This window comes from Microbacterium sp. zg.Y909, assembly GCF_024626565.1.
Genome location: NZ_JANJFJ010000417.1, coordinates 1 through 3,678, shown reverse-complemented (window position 1 = coordinate 3,678; position 3,678 = coordinate 1). Strand labels below are relative to the sequence as shown.

Genomic DNA, 3,678 nt, shown 5'->3' with positions numbered 1-3,678 from the left:
TCGGCCGTCAGCAGGACGGCATCCAGCAGTTCCTGGATGTTGGTGCCCTGGCGAGCGGAGACGTCGACGAACATGACGTCGCCGCCGTACTCCTCGGCGACGAGGCCGTATTCGGTGAGCTGCTGGCGCACCTTGGCCGGGTTGGCGTCGGGCTTGTCGACCTTGTTCACAGCCACCACGATCGGCACGTTCGCCGCCTGCGCGTGGTTGAGGGCCTCGACCGTCTGGGGCATGATGCCGTCGTCGGCGGCGACCACGAGGATCGCGAGGTCGGTGACCTGCGCACCACGGGCACGCATGGCGGTGAACGCCTCGTGACCGGGGGTGTCGATGAACGTGATCGCTCGCTCGATGCCCTCGTGCTCGGTCCAGACCTGGTATGCACCGATGTGCTGCGTGATGCCACCGGCCTCGCCGGCGACCACGTTGGTCTGACGGATCGCATCGAGCAGTCGCGTCTTACCGTGGTCGACGTGACCCATGACGGTCACGACCGGCGGACGGATCTCGAGGTCGTCTTCGCTCTCGGCTTCGAGCTCTGCATCGAGGTCGAGACCGAAGCCCTCCAGGAGCTCCTTGTCCTCGTCCTCGGGCGAGACCATCTGGATCTTGTAGCCCAGCTCCTCGCCGAGCACCTCGAAGGTCGCCTCGTCCAGCGACTCGGTGGCCGTTGCCATCTCGCCGAGGTTGAACAGGATCGTCACCAGCGTGCCGGGCTGCACCGTGTAACCGGTGATGGCCTCGATCTTGTCGGCGAAGTCCGCGATCGATGCGCCGCGGCGCATGCGGATGATCTCGCCGTTACCGCGCGAGACGTTGACGCCGCCGACGACCGGCGCCGACCGCATCTCGAATTCCTGCCGCTTCGCCCGCCGCGACTTGCGCTGCTTCGACTTGCCGCCGCCCTTGCCGAAGGCACCTGCGGTGCCACCGCCGGGTCCACGACCACGGCCACCGCCACCGGCGGGACGACCGGCGAAACCACCGGCGGGCGGACCGCCGGGACGCTGGAAGCCGCCGGCTGCGCCGCCGGGACGACCGGGGCCGCCGGGACGCTGCTGGAACGGGGCGCCGGGACGACCGCCACCACCGGGACGACCTGCGCCGCCGGGACGGGGTGCGCCCGGACGCGGCGCGCCGGGGCGCGGTGCCTGGGGACGCGGGATGTTGCCGGGCGTGGGGCGCTGCCCCATGCCCTGAGCCGACGCGAACGGGTTGTTGCCCGGACGGGGACCGGCGGGACGCTGACCCATGCCCTGCGAGGAGGAGAACGGGTTGTTGCCGGGCCGCGGTGCGCCACCGGGGCGCGGAGCACCCGGGGCGGGAGCACCCGCGGCGGGAGCACCCGCGGCGGGAGCACCCGGGGCGGGCGCGCCGCCGGCGGGCTTGGGCGCGCCGGGCGTCGCGGACGACGGTGCCGATGCGGCGGGAGCCGCCTCAGCGGGCTTCTCGGCAGCCGCGGGCGCAGCCGGAGCGGCGGGAGCGGGTGTCGGGGCAGCCGGGCCGGGAGCGGGAGCCGCCGGAGCGGCTGCCGCAGCGGCCGGAGCCGCGGGAGCGGGGGCCGGGGCCGGGGCGCTCGGAGCCGCAGGGCGAGCGGGGCCCGGACGGCCTGCGGGACGCGCGGGCGCACCCTGGGCGGGAGCGCTGGGAGCGGGCTGTGCGCCGTCGGCCTGCAGGGCCTGACGGAGCTTGCGAGCCACGGGGGGCTCGATGGTCGAGGAAGGGCTCTTGACGAACTCGCCGAGCTCCTTCAGCTTCGCAAGTGCGACCTTGCTGTCGACGCCGAGTTCGGAAGCGATCTCGTGCACGCGTGGTTTTGCCACAATTCTCCTGTCTGAAGGTCTGCCCCAGACAGGAGCAGACCACTAGTTGCGGACGGGTCTCATTTCGAGCCGTTCACTTTGAGTCCATAGCCGTTCAGCCGTTTCGCTGGAAGTGGTTCTGAAGGGTCTGCGTGTCAAGCGAACCTGACACGCGCAATGCTCGCCCGAAGGCACGGCGCCGGATGGCGGCGTCCACACACTCGCTCGTCGGATGCACCCACGCGCCCCGCCCCGGCATCGATCCGCGCTCGTCGACGACGACCTGCAGATCAACAGCCACGACTCGGGTGAGCGTGGTCCGGAGGGCACGCGCGCGGCATCCCACGCACGTTCGAACGGAATCCATCCTACCCCCTCCGCGCCTCAGAGCGGATGCCACGCCCCCGCCGCGCCGGACGGATCAGCTCTCCTCCAGGATGCTGTCGGGCTGGATGTCGATCTTCGCGCCGGTGAGCTTCGCGGCGAGTCGGGCGTTCTGACCCTCCTTGCCGATGGCCAGCGAGAGCTGGTAATCGGGCACGAGCGCCCGCACGGCCTTCGTGGACGCGTCGAGGATGAAGCTCGACGTCACCTTGGCCGGCGACAGGGCGTTGGCCACGAACGCGGCGAGCTCCGGGTTGTAGTCGACGATGTCGATCTTCTCGCCGCCGAGTTCCTCGGTGACGGCGCGCACGCGGCGACCGAGTTCTCCGATGCAGGCGCCCTTGGCGTTGATCGAGGGGTCGGTGGCCATGACGGCGACCTTGCTGCGGTGGCCGGCTTCACGCGCGAGCGAGACGATCTCGACGAGACCCGACGCGATCTCGGGCACCTCGAGCGCGAAGAGCTTGCGCACGAGTCCGGGGTGCGTGCGCGACACGGTGATCTGCGGTCCCTTGAGGCCCTTCGCGACGCTCGTCACGTAGACCCGCAGCCGCGACCCGTGGGCGTAGGACTCGCCGGGCACCTGCTCCTCGGGCGGGAGGATCGCCTCGACGGTGCCGAGGTCAACGTGCACCATGCGGGGGTTCGGGCCCTGCTGCACGACGCCGGCGACGATGTCGCCCTCACGGCCGCGGAATTCTCCCAGCACGGCGTCGTCGGCGATGTCGCGCAGCCGCTGGCTGATGACCTGCTTGGCGGCGAACGCCCCGATGCGACCGAAGTCCTCGGGAGTGGTCTCCTCCTCGCCGATCACCGCTCCCTCTTCGTCGAGCATCGGCACGAAGATCGCGACGTGACCGGACTTGCGGTCGAGCTCCACGCGGGTGCCCGCGGGAGCCTCGCCGGTGGGTGAGATGTGCTTGCCGTAGGCGGTGAGGATGGCCTGCTCGATGATGCGCACGAGCTCATCGAAGGGGATCTCCTTCTCGCGCTCGATCGTCTTCAACAGTCCGAGATCGATGTCCACGGTGTTCTCCCTATTCAGCTCTTTCACGGCGCGCGAACGGCGCGACCGCATCCCCCATACGTTACCGGATGCCGCATGGCGGGGCCTGAGAACGCGTCGGCCTCACTGCGGACAGGAGTCCAGCACGCGGTCGGCGCGCGCGGCACCGCTCACGGTGTCGGTTTCGGCGCCCAGGACCGTCTCGCTCCACCGCAGCAGCAGCGGGAGCATCGTGGAGCGCGGCTGGAGGATGTCCTGGTGGCCGCCGTCGGGGACGACCCAGGTGAAGACCCGCTCGCCCTCGGCGCACAGCCGGGAGACCAGGCTGCGCTGCAGCACGGTCGGAAGCACTTCGTCCTGCGCACCCCAGCCGACGAAGATCGGGCTCTGCCACGGTCCTTCGGGCACGTTCTCGGCCAGGCGCTCCCCGAGTGCCCCTGTCGTCAGGTCCGGCAGCGATACCGGCTCATTCTCGGACAGTCCCAG

3 protein-coding genes and 1 pseudogene are annotated in these 3,678 nt (G+C 70.7%); all 4 read right to left on the bottom strand.

The genetic code is table 11. From position 1 onward, the window contains the following. Positions 1 to 1,823, bottom strand: a 1,823-nt coding sequence (locus NQ160_RS20465; RefSeq protein ID WP_257516933.1) for a translation initiation factor IF-2, incomplete at its 3' end; no start/stop codon positions are given. 94 nt (positions 1,824 to 1,917) lie between these two features. Continuing rightward, entirely contained in the window at positions 1,918 to 2,169 is a 252-nt protein-coding gene (locus NQ160_RS20460) for a YlxR family protein (RefSeq protein WP_257516932.1), read from the bottom strand. A 54-nt stretch (positions 2,170 to 2,223) separates the two neighbouring features. After that, positions 2,224 to 3,213 (bottom strand): transcription termination factor NusA, encoded by a 990-nt coding sequence (gene nusA, locus NQ160_RS20455; RefSeq protein WP_257516931.1) that lies wholly within the window; start codon positions 3,211 to 3,213, stop codon positions 2,224 to 2,226. 102 nt (positions 3,214 to 3,315) lie between these two features. Next, positions 3,316 to 3,678: pseudogene (locus NQ160_RS20450) on the bottom strand (hypothetical protein); the annotation flags it as partial.

Coding starts and splice junctions, on each gene's coding strand:
- NQ160_RS20460 (WP_257516932.1), bottom strand. CDS start 2,169: ATGGATTCCGTTCGAACGTGCGTGGGATGCCGCGCGCGTGCCCTCCGG.